This window comes from Pseudomonas sp. 22082 (assembly GCF_052046055.1).
Classification (GTDB): Bacteria; Pseudomonadota; Gammaproteobacteria; order Pseudomonadales; family Pseudomonadaceae; genus Aquipseudomonas; species Aquipseudomonas pharyngis.
In genome coordinates, this window is the sequence record NZ_JBQEQB010000019.1 from 21,665 (window position 1) to 40,808 (window position 19,144).

Below are 19,144 nucleotides of genomic sequence, written 5' to 3' on the forward strand. Positions count from 1 at the left end.
CATCGCCGCACGTTTTCGGGCACGCGCATAAAAAAGAGAGGCCGGGATGTACATCTATCGCTTGGTCCTGCTTCTGGTCGTCGGGATCTACCTGTTCTCCCCCGCCATCATGGATTGGTGGATCGACGCGACGGGCGCCTGGTATCGCCCTTATCTGCTCTGGCTGATCCTGATTGTCGTGACCTTCATCCTGCAGAGCCAAAAAGATGCCGATGAGCTTTAGCCTGACCCAGATGCTGCTGATCAGCGCCGCCTACCTGGCCGCGCTGTTCGGCGTGGCCTGGATCAGTGAACGGGGCATGATCCCGCGGGCGATCATTCGCCATCCGCTGACCTACACCCTGTCGCTGGGGGTTTACGCCAGCGCGTGGGCGTTCTATGGCACGGTGGGTCTGGCCTATCAGTACGGCTATGGCTTTCTGTCCAGTTATCTCGGGGTGTCCGGCGCGTTCCTGCTGGCGCCGGTGCTGCTGTACCCGATCCTCAAGATCACCCGCACTTATCAACTGTCGTCGCTGGCGGACCTGTTCGCCTTCCGCTTTCGCAGCACCTGGGCCGGTGCGCTGACCACGATTTTCATGCTGATCGGCGTCTTGCCGTTGCTGGCGTTGCAGATTCAGGCGGTGGCCGACTCGATTGGCATCCTCACCGGCGAACCGGTGCAGAATCGCGTCGCCCTGGCATTCTGTGCGCTGATCATTCTGTTCACGATCTTCTTCGGCTCCCGTCACATCGCCACCCGTGAAAAGCACGAAGGGCTGGTATTCGCGATTGCCTTCGAATCGGTGATCAAACTGGTGGCCCTTGGCGGCGTCGGCCTCTACGCGCTATACGGCGTATTCGACGGCCCGCAACAGCTTGAACTGTGGCTGTTGCAGAATCAGACCGCCCTCGCCGCCCTGCACACGCCGTTGCAGGAAGGCCCGTGGCGCACGTTGCTGCTGGTGTTTTTCGCCTCGGCGATCGTGATGCCGCACATGTATCACATGACCTTCACTGAAAACCTCAACCCGCGCTCACTGGTCAGCGCAAGCTGGGGCCTGCCGCTGTTCCTGCTGTTAATGAGCCTGGCCGTGCCGCTGATTCTCTGGGCCGGCCTGAAACTCGGCGCCACGACCAATCCGGAATACTTCACCCTCGGCATCGGCATCGCCGCCAACAGCAAGTCGCTGGCGTTGCTGGCCTATGTCGGCGGTCTGTCGGCAGCCAGCGGCCTGATCATCGTCACCACGCTGGCCCTGTCGGGCATGGCCCTGAACCATCTGGTGCTGCCGCTCTACCAGCCGCCGGCCGAGGGCAACATCTATCGCTGGCTGAAATGGACCCGCCGGGCGCTGATCGTCGCGATCATCATGGCCGGTTTCTGCTTCTACCTGATGCTGGGCGCCGAGCAGGATCTGGCCAACCTCGGCATCGTTGCCTTCGTTGCGACCCTGCAATTCCTGCCGGGTGTGCTCTCGGTGCTGTACTGGCCGACCGCCAATCGCCGTGGCTTCATCGCCGGTCTGCTGGCGGGGATTGTCGTGTGGGTCGTGACCATGCTCTTGCCGCTGGTCGGCAACCTGCAAGGTTTCTACATTCCGCTGCTGAACATGATTTACGTATTGGACGACACCAGTTGGCACATGGCGGCCATCGCCTCGCTGGCGGCCAACGTCCTGATGTTCACGCTGATTTCGCTGTTCACCAATGCCAGCCCTGAAGAGGCCAGCGCCGCCGAAGCCTGCGCGGTGGACAACGTACGTCGCCCGCAACGCCGCGAATTGCACGCCGCCTCGCCGCAAGAATTCGCCACGCAACTGGCCAAGCCGCTGGGCGCCAAGGCTGCGCAGAAAGAAGTCGAACAGGCCCTGCGCGACCTTTATCTGCCATTCGACGAACGCCGCCCTTATGCCTTGCGCCGCCTGCGTGACCGGATCGAAGCCAACCTCTCCGGCCTGATGGGCCCGAGCGTCGCCCAGGACATGGTGGAAACCTTTCTGCCGTACAAGGCTGGCGGTGAAAACTACGTCACCGAAGACATCCACTTCATCGAAAGCCGCCTCGAGGATTATCACTCGCGCCTCACCGGTCTGGCTGCCGAACTCGATGCCCTGCGCCGCTACCACCGCCAGACCCTGCAGGAACTGCCGATGGGCGTGTGCTCGCTGGCCAAGGATCAGGAGATCCTGATGTGGAACAAGGCCATGGAAGAGCTGACCGGAATTGCTGCGCAACGGGTGGTCGGCTCGCGCCTGAGTACCATCGCCAATCCGTGGAAAGACCTGCTGCAAGGCTTCATCCATCTGCCGGATGAGCATTTGCACAAACAACATCTGGCCCTCGACGGCCAGACCCGTTGGCTGAACCTGCACAAAGCGGCGATCGACGAGCCGCTGGCACCGGGCAACAGCGGCCTGGTGTTGCTGGTGGAAGATCTGACCGAAACCCAAATGCTCGAAGACAAACTGGTGCACTCCGAGCGCCTGGCCAGCATCGGCCGACTCGCGGCGGGTGTGGCCCACGAAATCGGCAACCCGATCACCGGCATCGCGTGCCTGGCGCAAAACCTGCGCGAAGAGCGCGAAGAGGACGGTGAGCTGACGGAAATCAGCGGCCAGATCCTCGAACAGACCAAACGCGTGTCACGCATCGTCCAGTCCTTGATGAGCTTCGCACACGCCGGCAGCCATCAGCACAGTGACGAGCCCGTTTGTCTGGCGGAAGTCGCCCAGGACGCCATCGGCCTGCTGGCCCTGAACCGACGCAATTTCGAAGTCCAGTTCTACAACCTGTGCGATCCCGATCACTGGGTCGAAGGCGATCCGCAGCGGCTCGCCCAGGTGCTGATCAATCTGCTCTCCAACGCCCGCGACGCCTCGCCTGCCGGCAGCGCGGTGCGGGTCAAGAGCGAAGCCGGCGAACACACGGTCGATCTGATCGTCGAAGACGAAGGCAGCGGTATTCCGTCGAGCATCATGGACCGATTGTTCGAACCCTTCTTCACCACCAAGGATCCTGGCGAAGGCACCGGTCTGGGCCTTGCACTGGTCTATTCCATCGTTGAAGAGCATTATGGACAAATCACCATCGACAGCCCGGCTGATGTTCAGAGCCAGCGCGGCACCCGTATCCGGGTGACATTGCCGCGCCATGTCGAAGCGACGTCCGCTGTGAACTGAGACCGTCGAGAGTATCGAATCAATGCCGCACATTTTGATCGTCGAAGACGAAACCATTATCCGCTCCGCCTTGCGCCGCCTGCTGGAACGCAACCAGTACCAGGTCAGCGAAGCCGGTTCAGTGCAGGAAGCACAAGAACGCTTCAGTATTCCCACATTCGATCTGATCGTCAGCGACCTGCGACTACCGGGCGCTCCCGGCACCGAGCTGATCAAGCTCGGCCAAGGCACGCCGGTGCTGATCATGACCAGCTACGCCAGCCTGCGCTCGGCGGTCGACTCGATGAAGATGGGCGCAGTGGACTACATCGCCAAGCCTTTCGACCACGATGAAATGCTTCAGGCTGTCGCGCGGATCCTGCGTGATCGCCAATCGGCGCCTGCCGCCGGCGAGGCAGCTGCTGCCAAACCGGCCAATGGCAGCGGCAAATCCGCCATCGACAACAGCAACGGCGAAATCGGTATCATCGGCTCGTGTCCGCCGATGCAGGATCTTTACGGCAAGATCCGTAAAGTCGCGCCGACCGATTCCAACGTACTGATCCAGGGTGAGTCCGGCACCGGTAAAGAGCTGGTGGCCCGCGCCCTGCACAACCTGTCGAAGCGCGCCAAGGCGCCGATGATCTCGGTGAACTGCGCCGCCATTCCGGAAAGCCTGATCGAGTCCGAACTGTTCGGTCACGAGAAAGGTGCGTTCACCGGTGCCAGCGCCGGTCGCGCCGGTCTGGTGGAAGCGGCAGACGGCGGCACGCTGTTCCTCGACGAAATCGGCGAGTTGCCACTGGAAGCCCAGGCTCGCCTGCTGCGCGTGTTGCAGGAAGGCGAAATTCGCCGGGTGGGCTCGGTCCAGTCACAAAAAGTCGATGTCCGCTTGATCGCGGCGACCCACCGTGACCTCAAGAGCCTGGCGAAAATCGGCCAGTTCCGTGAAGACTTGTACTACCGCCTCCACGTGATCGCGTTGAAACTGCCGGCCCTGCGCGAGCGCGGCGCCGACGTCAACGAAATCGCCAATGCATTCCTCGCTCGTCAGAGCGCGCGTATCAACCGCACCGACCTGAAATTTGCCGCCGATGCCGAACAGGCGATCCGGCACTATTCCTGGCCGGGTAACGTGCGGGAGCTGGAAAACGCCGTCGAGCGCGCGGTGATTCTGAGCGAAAGCCCGGAAATTTCTGCCGACCTGCTGGGCATCGACATCGAACTGGGCGATCTGGAGGACGACGAATTCATCGGCCTGCCGGCTCAACAGTCCGGTAACGCCAGCAACAGCAGCCACGAACCGACCGAAGACCTGTCACTGGAAGACTACTTCCAGCATTTCGTGCTCGAGCATCAGGACCACATGACCGAGACCGAACTGGCGCGCAAACTGGGCGTCAGTCGCAAATGCCTGTGGGAACGCCGTCAGCGTCTGGGCATTCCGCGGCGCAAGACCGGGGTCGCCAGCGAGAGCTGAACGTTACCTGTCGAATGTGCGGGTAACCGCTAAAGAAGTGAAAAAACTGTTACCTCAGTCTTTTCACGTAACAGAAGCCGGGGTTATCGGTAACGAAACCCCGGCTTTTTTTCGCCCTGCGAAAACGGTTATATCGACCTAACCCCTTGTTTTATTGGGGTTCGCAAAAGTTGGCACGGCACCTGCTATATGTTTGGTACAAGAACAATAACAAGCAATGCACAAGACAATAAAAATAAGACGAATCGACTCACGCACAATAAAAACAAGACGGCGAGAGGCGCAGCTAACTGATTCTTTTGGAGAGGCGTTGTATTTGGGGCTAGCCCCACGACCAGGCCGAGAACAACAAAAACTGTCTTAAGACAGAGCCTGTACTGGTTGGATCGCAAGATCACTGCAACACAGCGACCAAAGCAATCCGTTTGCTCTTGGCTCCCGATTGGGAGGGTCATGAAGGAAAAGCTTCATGGCGAGGGCACTCAACAAAAACAAGAAGCCCGAATCAATAATAAAAAGAGCACGCAACTACTTCTTGGGGAGCTTCGGCTCCCCTTGTAGTTTCTCCCTTACGGTAAATCTCTCCTCCACCACACTCCCACACCCCTCTAGCCCGCGGCTTGCAGCGCAAAACGGCAGCGTCCTACACCATCCCTCGACTAAATGCTAGAATCCCGGCCCATCATGCGGTCATTCTCTGGTATGGCCGAACATTCCTTCAAACAGTGCATCCCATGCTGAAGAAGCTGTTCCAGTCATTCCGAACTCCCCTGCGTCGTACGCAACACATCCGTAGCACGCCTGAAGTCCTCAACAGCGGCCAACATTCGCTGCAAAAGGCGCAATTCAGCCGGTATGCGGTCAACATCGTCGAACGTCTGCAGGGCGCCGGCTACCAGGCCTACCTGGTTGGCGGTTGCGTGCGAGACATGCTGCTGGGCATCACGCCCAAAGACTTCGACGTCGCCACCAGCGCCACCCCCGAGCAGGTCCGCGCCGAATTCCGCAATGCGCGGATCATCGGCCGCCGCTTCAAGCTGGTACACATCCATTTCGGCCGCGAAATCATTGAAGTCGCGACCTTCCGCGCCAATCACCCGCAAAACGAAGACGACGAAGACAGCAACCAGTCCTCGCGCAACGAGAGCGGGCGCATTCTGCGTGACAACGTTTACGGCACCCTGGAAGAAGACGCGCAGCGCCGCGACTTCACCATCAACGCCCTGTATTACGATCCGGTCAGCGAGCGCATCCTCGACTACGCCAACGGCGTACACGACATCCGCAACCACCTGATCCGCCTGATCGGCGACCCAAAGAAACGTTACCAGGAAGACCCGGTGCGGATGCTGCGGGCCGTGCGTTTCGCCGCCAAGCTCAATTTCGGTATCGAAAAGCACACCGTCCAGCCGATCCGCGAGCTGGCACCGATGCTGCGCGAGATTCCGTCAGCCCGCCTGTTCGAGGAAGTGCTCAAGCTGTTCCTCTCCGGTCACGGCGCCATCACCTTCGAGATGCTGGTCGACCTGCAACTGTTCGCGCCGCTGTTCCCGGCCAGTGCCGATGCGCTGGAACACAACCCGGAATACACCCACACGCTGATCAGCGAAGCACTGACCAACACCGACTTGCGGATCAAGCAGAACAAACCGGTGACCCCGGCGTTCCTGTTTGCCGCCCTGCTGTGGCCAGCCCTGCCGGCCCGCGTGTTGCGTCTGCAAGAGCGCGGCATGCCGCCGATTCCGGCGATGCAGGAAGGCGCTCACGAACTGATCGCCGAACAGTGCCAGCGCATCGCGATTCCAAAACGCTTCACCATGCCGATCCGCGAGATCTGGGACATGCAGGAACGCCTGCCACGCCGCAGCGGCAAACGCGCCGACCTGCTGCTGGACAATCCGCGCTTCCGCGCCGGCTACGACTTCCTGCTGCTGCGTGAAAGCGCTGGCGAGCAGACCGATGGCCTGGGCGAATGGTGGACCGATTATCAGGACGCCAACGACAGCGAACGTCGCGACATGATCCGTGACCTCAGCGGCAAGGGTGATGACGCCAGCGGCGCACCGCGCAAGCGTCGTCGCAGCAGCGGTTCCAAACGCAAACGTGCCGGCGCACCGAGCGCCACGGGCGAATAAGGCATGGAGCGCATCTACATCGGCATGGGCAGCAACCTGGCTGACCCGGCCGAACAACTGCGCAGCGCGGTCGACGCGCTGGGGCAATTGCCCGATACCGAACTGGTCGGCGTGTCTGCCTTCTACCAAAGCGACTCCCTGCTGCCGGGGCAACCGCGTTATACCAACGCGGTTGCCGCGCTCGACAGCGCGCTCGCCCCGCTGGATTTGCTCGATGCCTTGCAGGCGATCGAAAACGATCAGGGCCGCGAACGCCTGGAGCGCTGGGGCCCGCGCACGCTGGATCTGGACATTCTGCTGTTCGGTGATCGCCTGATCGACGAACCGCGCCTGAAAGTCCCGCATTACCACATGCAGGAACGCGCGTTCGTTCTCTATCCCCTGGCCGAACTGGCTCCCGATGATCTGCGTCTGGCCGATGGCCGCACTCTTGCGGATCTTCTCGCCGCCTGCCCGTTCGTCGGCCTCGAACGCCTTCCCCACCCCTGACATCTATCCCCTGTGGGAGCGGGGTTGCTCGCGAATGCGGTGTATCAGCTCAATAAGATGCTGACTGACACGACGCCTTCGCGAGCAAGCCCGCTCCCACATCGACCTGTCCAAATCCCGGTTTTTGTCGGACAAAAAAACCGCAGATCAGGCCCCCCGGCCCGCTGAATCGCATCAGTAACGCCGGTAACACTCCCCTCGTAACAATGCGGTAACACATGCAATTGACTTCCTGAGGCCTCATCACGACTATAGGCGTCCCGCTGCCGCCAACCCGGCATACAAGGGCGCAATCCAGGCCTTATAAGCACGACAAAAGAGCGTGCGCCTGAATAGATGACGAATCACGCGCGTTACTCGCAGTAGTTTCCAAAGCGCCTGAACGAGGATTTCTTACATGCCAGCCATCACCCTGACCACGCTCCAGAGCCTCAAGCAGAAAGGTGAAAAGATCACCATGCTGACCTGCTATGACGCGACCTTCGCCCACGCCTGCAACGAGGCCGGTGTCGAAGTGCTGCTGGTGGGCGACTCCCTCGGCATGGTCCTGCAGGGTCACGACAGCACCCTGCCAGTGACCACCGCAGAAATGGCCTACCACGTTGCCAGCGTCAAACGCGGCAACTCTGATGCCCTGATCCTGGCCGACCTGCCGTTCATGGCCAACGCCACCCTCGAACAAACCATGACCAACAGCGCCCTGCTGATGCAGGCCGGCGCGCACATGGTCAAGGTCGAAGGCGCCTTGTGGCTGGCGGACTCGATCCGCCTGCTGGCCGAGCGCGGTGTGCCGGTCTGCGCCCACATGGGCCTGACCCCGCAAGCCGTGAACATTCTCGGTGGCTATAAAGTGCAGGGTCGCAACGAAAACCAGGCTCGCCAGATGCGCGCCGACGCGATCTCGCTGGAGCAGGCCGGTGCAGCCATGCTGCTGCTCGAATGCGTGCCGAGCGAACTGGCAGCTGAAATCAGCCAGGCCGTGAAGATTCCGGTGATCGGCATTGGCGCCGGCAGCGACACCGACGGTCAGGTGCTGGTACTGCACGACATGCTCGGCCTGTCGATCAGCGGCCGCGTGCCGAAGTTCGTGAAGAACTTCATGCAGGGTCAGGACAGCATCCAGTCCGCGCTGAAGGCTTACGTCAGTGAAGTCAAAGCCACCACTTTCCCCGGGATCGAACACGGATTCTCTGCATGAACACCGTCAAAACCGTACGTGAACTGCGCGCCGCCGTGGCGCGCGCCCGCAGTGAAGGCAAGCGCATCGGCTTCGTGCCGACCATGGGCAACCTGCACAGCGGCCACATCGCGCTGATCACCAAGGCCACCCAGCGCGTGGACTTCGTGGTTGCGAGCATTTTCGTCAACCCGCTGCAGTTCGGCGCCGGCGAAGACCTCGACAAGTACCCACGCACCCTCGCGGCGGATCAGGAAAAACTGCTGGAAGCCGGATGCGATCTGCTGTTCGCCCCGACCGTCGAGGAAATGTACCCCGACGGCATGGCCGGTCAGACCCGGGTCAGCGTGCCGCAACTGTCCGAAGGCCTGTGCGGCGCCAGCCGTCCGGGGCATTTCGAAGGCGTGGCGACGGTGGTCAGCAAGCTGTTCAACATGGTCCAGCCAGACCTGGCGATCTTCGGCCAGAAAGACTTCCAGCAACTGGCAGTGATCCGCGCGCTGGTGCACGACCTGAACATGCCAATCCAGATCATTGGCGAGCCGACCGTACGCGCCGCCGACGGTCTGGCGCTGTCCTCGCGCAACGGTTTCCTCAATGAAGAACAGCGCGCCGTGGCGCCGGTGGTCTATCGCAGCCTGAGCAGCATTGCCGAGTCGATCAAGCAGGGCGAGCGCGACTTCCCTGCCCTGATCCAGGCGCAACGCCAGCAACTGGAAGCCGCCGGCCTGCGTCCTGACTACCTGGAAATTCGCCACGCCCTGACCCTGCGTCCGGCAACGGCAGAGGATCGCGATCTGGTGATTCTGGTCGCGGCCTTCCTCGGCACCACCCGGTTGATAGACAACCTGCATCTGAATCTCGATACCCCCGCCTGAACACCGGCAGACGCTGTGGAAGCAACCCCGCTCCCACAGCGTCTGTACCCACTTCCAGACTGTATTGCTGAGCACCTGACCATCGGGCAAACTGCCCGCCGTTCCACTGCGCGCAAAAGCACGGACTTGCTCGCATTACTCGCCGTCTGTCGGCCCCGTCTGTTATCAATGTTAAAAAAGTACCGAAAACAGGTCAGACAAAGCCAAGACAGATCGCGGCGCTGGGTTTACTGTATTCGCCCTGCGCCAAGGTAATCGTGTCGACGCAGTTGCCCCCTCGCCCAAACATGGCGGGGAGGTCTTTTCAGAGTTCAAAAGGCCGTTCAAGTAAAAAGGAAAACCGCAGCGATGGCGTACTACCGCACTCCTCATGACGTTACCGCTCTGCCTGCCTGGCAAGCGTTGAAAGATCACCGCCAAGCCATGCAGGATTTCAGCATGCGCGAAGCCTTCAACGCCGATCCGCAGCGCTTCAATCAGTTCACTCTCAGCAGCTGCGGACTGTTTCTCGACTATTCGAAGAATCTGATCAACGCCGAGACCCGCAACCTGCTGGTGGGTCTGGCCAACGAAGTCGATCTCAAAGGCGCGATCAAGGCCCTGTTCGACGGCGAAATCGTCAACTCCTCCGAAGGCCGCCCGGCGCTGCACACCGCCCTGCGTCGCCCGGTCGGCGACAAGCTGTCGGTCAACGGCGTCAACGTGATGCCTGAAGTACACAAGGTGCTGAACCAGATCACCGATCTCGTGGGCCGCATCCACGACGGTCTGTGGCGCGGTTACACCGAAAAGCCGATCACCGACGTGGTGAACATCGGCATCGGTGGCTCGTTCCTCGGCCCTGAACTGGTTTCCGAAGCCCTGCTGTCCTACGCCCAGAAAGGCGTGCGTTGCCATTACCTGGCGAACATCGACGGCAGCGAGTTCCACGAACTGACACAAAAACTGCGCGCCGAGACCACGCTGTTCATCGTTTCGTCGAAATCGTTCAACACCCTCGAAACCCTGAAAAACGCCCAGGCCGCACGCGCCTGGTACCTGGCCCAGGGCGGTTCTGAAGCCGAGCTGTATCGCCACTTCATTGCCGTATCGAGCAACAACGCGGCAGCCGTGGCCTTCGGTATCCGCGAAGAAAACATCTTCCCGATGTGGGACTGGGTCGGCGGTCGTTACTCGCTGTGGTCGGCCATCGGCCTGCCGATCGCGCTGGCCATCGGCATGTCCAACTTCAAGGAACTGCTGTCCGGTGCCTACACCATGGACCAGCATTTCCAGAGCGCGCCGTTCGAACAGAACATGCCGGTGCTGCTGGCCCTGCTCGGCGTGTGGTACGGCAACTTCTGGGGCGCGCAAAGCCATGCGATCCTGCCGTACGACCACTATCTGCGTAACATCACCAAGCACTTGCAACAGCTGGACATGGAATCCAACGGCAAGAGCGTGCGTCAGGACGGCACCGCAGTGTCGACCGACACTGGCCCGGTGATCTGGGGCGGCGTCGGCTGCAACGGTCAGCACGCCTACCACCAGCTGCTGCACCAGGGCACCCAACTGATCCCGGCCGACTTCATCGTGCCGATCGTCAGCTTCAACCCGGTCTCCGACCATCATCAATGGCTGTACGCCAACTGCCTGTCGCAGAGCCAGGCGCTGATGCTCGGCAAGACCCTGCCGGAAGCCGAAGCGGAACTGCGCGACAAGGGCATGAGCGAAGACCAGGTGCAGAAACTCGCACCGCACAAGGTGATCCCGGGCAACCGTCCGAGCAACACCATCGTGGTCGAGCGCATCAGCCCGCGTCGTCTCGGCGCATTGGTGGCGATGTACGAACACAAAGTCTTCGTGCAAAGCGTGGTCTGGGGCATCAACGCCTTCGACCAGTGGGGCGTGGAACTGGGCAAGGAACTGGGCAAGGGCGTGTACAACCGTCTGGTCGGCAGCGAAGAAACCGCCGCCGAAGACGCGTCCACCCAAGGCCTGATCAACTACTTCCGCGGCCGTCACCGCGGCTGATCCAGCCCCGAACACACCCCCTCGCCATGAGGGGGTGTTTGTTTACAGGTATTGAACCCTCCCCGCTCTCGGCGCATCTTTATCCTTGTCGCACAACAAGAATAAGGAACCGTCATGTTCGATATCAGCACGTTCCCCAAAGCCGATGCCGTCCGCCGGGCTGCACAGTTGAGTCAGGACGACTACCAGCGCCTGTACCGCGAATCGATTGAACACCCCAGTACCTTCTGGGCCGAACAGGCCACCCGCTTCCTCGACTGGAGCACGCCGTGGCAGACCGTCCAGCGCTATGACCTGAAGACCGGCGAAGCCGCCTGGTTTGCCGGTGGCAAGCTGAACGTCAGCTACAACTGCATCGATCGCCATCTGGAAAAGCGCGGCGATCAGACCGCCATCCTCTGGGAAGGCGACGACCCCGCCGAATCGACACAAATCACCTACAGCAAACTCCATCACCATGTCTGCCGCCTGGCCAACGTGCTGAAGAGCCGTGGCGTTAAAAAAGGCGACCGGGTGTGCATCTACATGCCGATGATCCCCGAAGCGGCCTACGCGATGCTCGCCTGCGCGCGGATCGGCGCGATTCATTCGGTGGTGTTTGGCGGTTTTTCTCCGGACTCCCTGCGCGACCGCATTCTCGACGCCGACTGCCGCACCGTGATCACCGCCGACGAGGGCGTGCGCGGTGGCAAATTCGTGCCGCTGAAACAGAATGTCGACAAGGCCCTGCAGAGTTGCCCGAATGTCAGCACCGTCGTGGTGGTCGAGCGCACCCAGAACAACGTCGACTGGGTCGAAGGCCGCGACCTCTGGTATCACCAGGCCGTGCGCGACGTCAGCGACGATTGCCCGCCGGAACCGATGGACGCCGAGGATCCGCTGTTCATCCTCTACACCTCCGGCAGCACCGGCAAGCCCAAGGGCGTGCTGCACACCACCGGCGGGTACCTGCTGCAAGCGGCAATGACCTTCAAGTACGTGCTCGATTACCGCGACAGCGAAGTGTTCTGGTGCACCGCCGACGTCGGCTGGGTCACCGGCCACAGCTATATCGTGTACGGCCCGCTGGCCAATGGCGCGACCACCCTGATTTTCGAAGGCGTGCCGAGCTACCCGAGCACTTCGCGGTTCTGGCAGGTGATCGACAAACACAAGGTCAACATCTTCTACACCGCCCCCACCGCCCTGCGCGCCCTGATGCGTGAAGGCGCCGGGCCGTTGCAGGAAACGTCGCGGCAAAGCCTCAGATTGCTCGGCAGTGTCGGTGAGCCGATCAACCCGGAAGCGTGGGAATGGTATTTCAACGTAGTCGGCGAACAGCGTTGCCCGATTGTCGATACCTGGTGGCAGACCGAAACCGGCGGCATCATGCTCAGCCCGCTGGTCAGCGCCCAGCGGATCAAACCGGGCTGCGCCACCCAACCGATGTTCGGCGTACAACCGGTGCTGCTCGATGAACACGGCAAGGAAATCCAGGGTGCCGGCAGTGGCGTGCTGGCGATCAAGTCGAGCTGGCCGGCGCAGATCCGCCGCGTTTACGGCGATCCGCAGCGCATGGTCGACACCTACTTCAAGCCCTACCCCGGTTACTACTTCACCGGCGACGGCGCCCGCCGTGACGAGGACGGCGATTACTGGATCACCGGGCGCATCGACGACGTGATCAATGTCTCCGGCCATCGCATCGGCACCGCCGAGGTAGAGAGCGCGCTGGTGCTGCACGACAGCATCGCCGAGGCCGCTGTGGTCGGCTATCCACACGACGTCAAAGGCCAGGGGATTTATGCCTTCGTCACTCCGATGAACGGCACCGAGCCCAGCGATGAACTGAAGAAAGAACTGCTGGCCCACGTCAGCAAGGAAATCGGCAGCTTCGCCAAACCGGACCTGATCCAGTGGGCCCCGGCCCTGCCGAAGACCCGCTCGGGCAAGATCATGCGGCGGATCCTGCGCAAGATCGCCTGCAACGAACTCGACAGCCTTGGCGACACCTCGACGCTGGCGGATCCGAGCGTGGTGCAGGGCTTGATCGATAAACGCTTGAACCAGTAAGACCGCAAACGCATCGCGAGCAGGCTCGCTTCCACAAGNTGTGGGAGCGAGCCTGCTCGCGATGGGAACCCCTCGAGTGCCTGCCAAACTGCTAAACTCCCGCGCCCCGATTCCCTCCAGCAAGGCGCCCGCATGTCTTCCTTGAACCTGGCGCTGCGCGCCGCTCTCGATCAACGCCAGGATCTGCTCGCCGAACTGCACCGCCAGGGCACCGACTGCTATCGGCTGTTCCACGGCAGCCAGGAAGGCGCCGGCGGCCTGACCATCGACCGCTACGGCCCGCAACTGATGGTGCAAAGCTTCCACCAGACCCTGGCGCGTGAAGACCTGCTGCAACTGCACACCATGGTTGACCAGACCCTGGGCCTGGAAACCCTGCTGGTCTACAACGACCGCTCCCGTGGCAACTCACGGATCGATCGTGAAGACAGCGTCTACCGCGCCGACGACGCCGCGCTGGCCGATCTGGTCGGCCACGAATGGGGCTTGAACTATCGCGTGCGCGGACGTCACGCCGGGCAGGATCCGCTGCTGTTCCTCGACCTGCGCAACACCCGCGGCTGGGTCAAGGATCACGCCAAGGGCAAAAGTGTGCTCAACCTGTTCGCCTATACCTGCGGGGTCGGTCTCAGCGCGGCGGCCGGCGGTGCGCGCGAGGTGTGCAACCTGGATTTCGCCGAGGGCAATCTGGCAGTCGGCCGCGAGAACGGCCAGCTCAATCCGCACCTGCCGACCATGGAATTCATCCAGTCCGACTACTTCCCGGCCATCCGCCAACTGGCCGGCCTGCCGATCAGCCAGCGTCGCGGGCAGAAACTGCCGAGCTATCAACGCCTCGAACAGCGCCAGTACGATCTGGTGCTGCTCGACCCACCCGCGTGGGCCAAGAGCGCGTTCGGCACCGTCGACCTGCTGCGCGATTATCAAAGCCTGCTCAAACCCGCCCTGCTGACCACCGCCGAAAATGGCGTGCTGATCTGCTGCAACAATCTGGCGAAAGTCAGCATGGACGATTGGCGCGAACAGGTGCTGCGCTGCGCGGAAAAAGCCGGGCGGCCGGTGCGTGAATGGAGCGTGATGACCCCGGGCCGCGACTTCCCGTCGCTGGATCAGCAGCCACCGCTGAAGACCCTGATCCTTCAGCTCTAAGCGTTGCCAAGGAAATTTCCCACGGAAATATCTGAACAATCCTGAGCATGGGCAATTGCTTCGGAACCGGAATCGCGTGCCATACTCCAAGGCACTCCGACTCAGACAGATGAAGCCGCACATGCCCAAAGGATTGATTCGCGCGATTGGCGCCCTGTTGACTGCCCTGGCCCTCTACAGCCTGCTGGGGTTCCTGATTTTGCCAGGCATTGCGCTCAGGGTGGTGAATCAGCAACTGGCCAACTACGCCACGGTGCCGGCGCATCTGCAACGTATCGAACTCAACCCGTTCAGCCTTGAACTCACGCTGTGGGGCCTGGTGATCGGCGAGCCGGGCAAGGAACAGGTCGGCTTCGAACGTCTGTATGCCAATCTGCAACTCGACAGCCTGTGGACCAAAGCCCTGCATCTGTCCGACATCGAACTGGAAAAATCCAGGACCGAGATCCTGTTCGCCAAGGACGGTCAGCTCAACCTCCTCGGTCTGTTCAAGCTCCCGGCCAGCGAGCCCACCCCGGCCGATCCCGACGCCAAACCGTTTCCGCTGCGCATCGACCGGATCCAGCTGGCCGGCGGCAATCTGCATTTTGTGGATGCGCGGCCCAGCGAGCCGATCGAGTTTCTCTACGACAAGCTCGACTTCGAGCTGAAAAACCTCAGCACCCTGCCCGAAGACAACGCCGACATGACCCTCGTCGCGATCGGCCCGGCCGGTGGGCAGATCGACTGGAAAGGCAACTTCAGCCTGATCCCGATCGCCTCCGAAGGCACGCTCAAGATCACCGACGGCCAGATGAAGGCCTTCTGGCCCTACGTGCGTGATGCCGTGCCACTGGTGCTGGAAAACGGGGTCGTCAGCCTGAGCACCGACTACAAGCTCAACCTGTCCAAGGAAACCGAACTGCTGCTGAGCAACGTGGCGGTCAATATCGCGCCGTTCGCCATCAAGGCGCCGGACGGACGCCCGCTGGCGAAACTCGAGCGTCTCGACGTCAGCGACACCACGGTGGACCTGGCCAAGCAGCAAGTGGTGGTCGGCAAGATCCGCAGTCAGAAACTGGAAACCTGGGCAGCCCTGGAAGCGGACGGCCAACTGGATTGGCAAAAACTGTTCGCCAGCCAGCCGTCGAAACCTGCCGCCAAAGCTGCGGCGGAACCGAAAACCACCCCGGCCGCCGCCGACTCGCCGAAACCGGAGCCGACCGCGCCGAGCAAACCGTGGCAAGTGTTGATCACGGACGTGCAACTGCGTGACTACAAAGTGCATCTGGCCGACCGTTCGGCGAAGCCGGAAGTCACTTTGGATGTCACGCCGCTGAACGTCGATCTGCAGAATTTCGACAGCCTCAACGGCTCGCCCTTCAACCTCAGGCTCGACACCGGGCTGGGCAAGCAAGGCAAGATCAGCGCCGATGGCGTGGTCAACCTGGCGCCGGTCACCGCACAGCTCAACGTGAAAACCGAGGACATCGATCTGCGGGTCGCCCAGTCCTACATCAACCCGTTCATTCGTCTCGAACTGCGCAGCGGCATGCTCGGCAGCGACCTGAAAGTGAACCTGAAAAGCACTGACCCGCTGGCCCTCAGCGTCACCGGTCGTGCTCAGATCGATCAGTTGCACACCCTCGACACCCTGAAAACCCGCGACTTCCTGAAGTGGCAGCAAGTGGTGGTCGAAGGCCTGAACTATCAACATGGCGACAGCCTGTCGATCGACAGGGTCAACCTGTTCCAGCCGTATGCGCGGTTCATGATCAACGATGATCGCACCACCAACATCGACGACCTGCTCATTCCGCAGCCGGCCGATTCCGGGGCGAAGACCGCCGCGGCGAAACCGGCGAGCAATGACAAACCGCTGGGTATTCACATCGGCGGCATCGCGATCAACGACGGCTCGGCCAACTTCGCCGACTTCAGCCTGACCCCCAACTTCGCCACGGCGGTCCAGCAACTCAACGGCCAGATCGGCACCATCGACAGCCGTCAGGCGAAACCGGCCAGCGTCGACATCAAGGGCAAGGTCGACCGCTATGCGCCGGTGACCATCAAAGGCGCGGTCAACCCGTTCGACCCGATGGCCAGCCTCGACATCGCCACCAGTTTCAAACGGGTCGAACTGACCACCCTGACGCCCTACTCCGGCAAGTTCGCCGGCTACCGGATCCGCAAGGGCCGACTTAACCTCGACCTGCATTACCTGATCACCAAAGGCCAGCTCAAGGCCGAGAACAAAGTGGTGGTCGAGCAGCTGCAACTGGGTGAGAAAGTCGACAGCCCGGATGCCGTGAGCCTGCCGCTGAAACTGGCGATCGCCCTGCTCAAGGACGTCGACGGCAAGATTTCCATCGAACTGCCGGTCACTGGTGACCTGAACAATCCGCAATTCAGCGTGATGCCGATTGTCTGGCAGACCCTGCGCAACCTGATCGTCAAGGCTGCCGCCGCACCGTTCAAGCTGATTGGCGGTCTGGTCAGCGGTGGCGGGTCGGAAGACCTCGGCACCGTGTCCTTTGCACCGGGTTCCAGCGACCTGAGCAAAGACGCCGAAGCGGCGCTGGTGAAGTTGTCGCAAGCGCTGAAGGAACGTCCGGCCCTGCGCCTGGAAATCGAAGGCACGGCGGCAAAAAGCAGTGATGGCCCGTTGCTCGCCGAACAGCGCCTGGAACGTGAATACCAGTACAACTACTACAAGATGCTCCAGCGCCGTGGCGACAAGGTGCCGGCGCAGGCTTCGCTGATCCAGGTCCCGGATAACGAAAAAGGCCCACTGCTCGAGGGCATCTATCGCACCCGCCTGAAAACCCAGCCACCGGCCGAGTGGAAGGACCTGGGCAAGGAAGAACGCACCGCGAAAATGCGCGCCGACGTGATCAAGTTCTGGAGCTCCAGCGACGTGCTGCTGCGCCAGCTCGGTCAGGACCGTGCCAGCAGCATCAAGGATTACCTGGTAGACAAGGGCCAACTGGCGGACGATCGTGTGTACTTCATCGACGCCAACCTCGGCGAAGCGGAAAGCGACGGCCGGGTAGTGACACAAATGCATCTGGATGCCGAGTGATGAACCCAAAGTGGCTGGCTGCACTGGGGCTGGTATTTCTCGCCAGCCAGGCTGCGGCGTCCGATACCCTGCGCTGCGGCAGCCAGTTGGTGAGCCTTGGCGACCGCGCCAGCGAGGTGCTGCAAAAATGTGGCGAGCCGGTCGGTCGCGATCTGCTCGGTTACAAACGCAGCGCCAACCGTCGTGAAGAGTTTCAGGTCGAGGAATGGACTTACGGCCCCAACAACGGCATGTATCAATACCTGCGTTTTGAAGGCAATCGCCTGAAACAGATCAACAGCAAGCGCGGCAACTGACCTTCCGCGCCTTTTTCCGGCCCCTGAAATAGAACAGGCCCCGACATGAATGCCGGGGCCTGTAATGGCCACATTCCGTGTGGCCGGTCGCATGAACTCTAAAGTGCGGCAGACGTATTGCTCGGCCCGCCTGTCGCGTCTTCTCCCGGTCCAGGCGAGAAGTCTTGCCTTACTGGGCTTTCAGGCCGTCAGCGGAGACCGCTTGCACGCCTTTGATTTTCTTGGTGATGTTCACAGCGGTGGTTTTCTGAGCTTCGGTGATCGCGACGTCAGAAGACAGGGAAACCACGCCTTTGTTGGTTTCAACTTTGATGTCGGTGCCAGGAATGCCTTTTTCGGTTACCAGGTCGCTTTTGACTTTGGTGGTGATCCAGGTATCGGAAGTAGCTTCTTTAGCCTTGGTGACTTCACCGGCAGCCAGGGTCATTGGAGCCTGAGTGGTCTGGGTCGATTGAGCAAATGCACCCGAAGCCATGGTCAGGGTCAGCGCGGTAGCAGCAGCGGCAGTGATAGCGAACTTCTTCATACGAGTAACTCCTGTTTTTCTGGAAAGTCTGCTGGTTGTCTTGTCAGCAGGGTTACTGGAGATATTGCGAACGCTGTGCCAACTTTCAAAATTAGATTAAAACCTTATAAATCAATAACTTATAAATGTTGCATTTTTTCGGAATCATGCAAATTGCATGAGTCGTGAAATATCTACATGCAAGTTGCGGCTTTTCGGAAAGTTCCTAACAGCCTGAAATTATTGAAGCTTTTGTGAAGTGTCGCGCAATGAAAAATGCCCCGCAAAGCGGGGCATCGTTCCAGTTCAAAATACTGATCAGGTACCGCTCGCAACGCAGCCTTTAGGTGAATAGTCCGGCGCGACTGTCGTTGCACATGACCAGCCGTTGGCAGCCGTACGCGTGAGCGTAATGGTTTTGCCCACCACGGGTGCCGGCGCATTGGCCAGCGTACACACGATGGAGCCCGCTCCATCTGCAGCCGTCCCCGAAGCGCTCAACGCACAGTTGGAGGTGGAAGTAGCCGCATCGCCTTTGACGGCGGCCAGCGTGGGGTTCGTTCCTTGATTGATGATGTCTTCGAACGGCACTTTCATCGCCGAGATCTCGGCCAACCCCGCCGTCACCTTCGACCGCGCCTGATATTTGGAGTACTGCGGCAGCGCCACAGTCGCGAGAATACCGATGATCGCCACGACGATCAGCAGCTCGATCAGAGTGAAACCCTGTTGTTTATTCATAGACACGCTCCATGCATGAGTCGAAATC

Annotated in this window: 14 protein-coding genes; 12 read left to right on the plus strand and 2 right to left on the minus strand. The window is 60.9% G+C overall.

The features are described from left to right. Window positions 1–46: 46 nt before the first annotated feature. From ACTJK9_RS20885 to ACTJK9_RS20940, 12 genes are all read left to right on the plus strand, one after another. On the plus strand, window positions 47–223 hold the full coding sequence (locus tag ACTJK9_RS20885) for a hypothetical protein (protein WP_003176118.1): 177 nt from the start codon (window positions 47–49) through the stop codon (window positions 221–223). Beyond that, complete coding sequence (locus tag ACTJK9_RS20890) at window positions 207–3,161, plus strand: sensor histidine kinase (RefSeq protein WP_166742304.1); 2,955 nt, start codon at window positions 207–209, stop codon at window positions 3,159–3,161. The genes ACTJK9_RS20885 and ACTJK9_RS20890 overlap by 17 nt, the downstream gene beginning before the upstream one ends. 22 nt (window positions 3,162–3,183) lie before the next feature. Continuing rightward, window positions 3,184–4,620, plus strand: coding sequence for a sigma-54-dependent transcriptional regulator (locus ACTJK9_RS20895; RefSeq protein WP_440815926.1), 1,437 nt, complete (start codon window positions 3,184–3,186; stop codon window positions 4,618–4,620). 734 nt (window positions 4,621–5,354) lie between these two features. Next, complete coding sequence (locus ACTJK9_RS20900; RefSeq protein ID WP_064599472.1) at window positions 5,355–6,755, plus strand: polynucleotide adenylyltransferase PcnB; 1,401 nt, start codon at window positions 5,355–5,357, stop codon at window positions 6,753–6,755. 3 nt (window positions 6,756–6,758) lie between these two features. Further along, window positions 6,759–7,244, plus strand: a complete 486-nt coding sequence (gene folK, locus ACTJK9_RS20905) for a 2-amino-4-hydroxy-6-hydroxymethyldihydropteridine diphosphokinase (RefSeq protein WP_085612638.1) — start codon at window positions 6,759–6,761, stop codon at window positions 7,242–7,244. 397 nt (window positions 7,245–7,641) lie between these two features. After that, window positions 7,642–8,442, plus strand: coding sequence for a 3-methyl-2-oxobutanoate hydroxymethyltransferase (gene panB, locus ACTJK9_RS20910; RefSeq protein WP_039771642.1), 801 nt, complete (start codon window positions 7,642–7,644; stop codon window positions 8,440–8,442). Beyond that, window positions 8,439–9,299, plus strand: coding sequence for a pantoate--beta-alanine ligase (gene panC, locus ACTJK9_RS20915; RefSeq protein WP_221398113.1), 861 nt, complete (start codon window positions 8,439–8,441; stop codon window positions 9,297–9,299). The genes panB and panC overlap by 4 nt, the downstream gene beginning before the upstream one ends. 348 nt (window positions 9,300–9,647) lie before the next feature. Further along, window positions 9,648–11,312 (plus strand): glucose-6-phosphate isomerase, encoded by a 1,665-nt coding sequence (gene pgi / locus ACTJK9_RS20920; RefSeq protein WP_039771644.1) that lies wholly within the window; start codon window positions 9,648–9,650, stop codon window positions 11,310–11,312. A 114-nt stretch (window positions 11,313–11,426) separates the two neighbouring features. Then, on the plus strand, window positions 11,427–13,364 hold the full coding sequence (acs, locus tag ACTJK9_RS20925) for an acetate--CoA ligase (protein ID WP_440815930.1): 1,938 nt from the start codon (window positions 11,427–11,429) through the stop codon (window positions 13,362–13,364). A 132-nt stretch (window positions 13,365–13,496) separates the two neighbouring features. Then, a complete protein-coding gene (locus ACTJK9_RS20930; protein ID WP_440815933.1) occupies window positions 13,497–14,513 on the plus strand; it encodes a class I SAM-dependent rRNA methyltransferase in 1,017 nt (338 codons plus the stop codon). Between the two features lie 109 nt (window positions 14,514–14,622). Then, the gene (locus tag ACTJK9_RS20935) at window positions 14,623–17,574 is read left to right on the plus strand and encodes a DUF748 domain-containing protein (protein WP_440815936.1); all 2,952 of its coding nucleotides are present in this window, start codon (window positions 14,623–14,625) and stop codon (window positions 17,572–17,574) included. Further along, window positions 17,574–17,870, plus strand: a complete 297-nt coding sequence (locus ACTJK9_RS20940) for a DUF2845 domain-containing protein (protein WP_085648751.1) — start codon at window positions 17,574–17,576, stop codon at window positions 17,868–17,870. Before ACTJK9_RS20935 ends, ACTJK9_RS20940 begins: the two co-directional genes overlap by 1 nt. A gap of 169 nt (window positions 17,871–18,039) precedes the next feature. Here ACTJK9_RS20940 and ACTJK9_RS20945 read toward each other — a convergent pair whose 3' ends face one another. Then, window positions 18,040–18,396: a BON domain-containing protein gene (locus ACTJK9_RS20945; RefSeq protein ID WP_210710590.1), complete on the minus strand. Its 357-nt coding sequence runs from the start codon at window positions 18,394–18,396 to the stop codon at window positions 18,040–18,042. A gap of 297 nt (window positions 18,397–18,693) precedes the next feature. After that, window positions 18,694–19,116, minus strand: coding sequence for a pilin (locus tag ACTJK9_RS20950; protein WP_221398117.1), 423 nt, complete (start codon window positions 19,114–19,116; stop codon window positions 18,694–18,696). Between the last annotated feature and the right edge of the window lie 28 nt (window positions 19,117–19,144).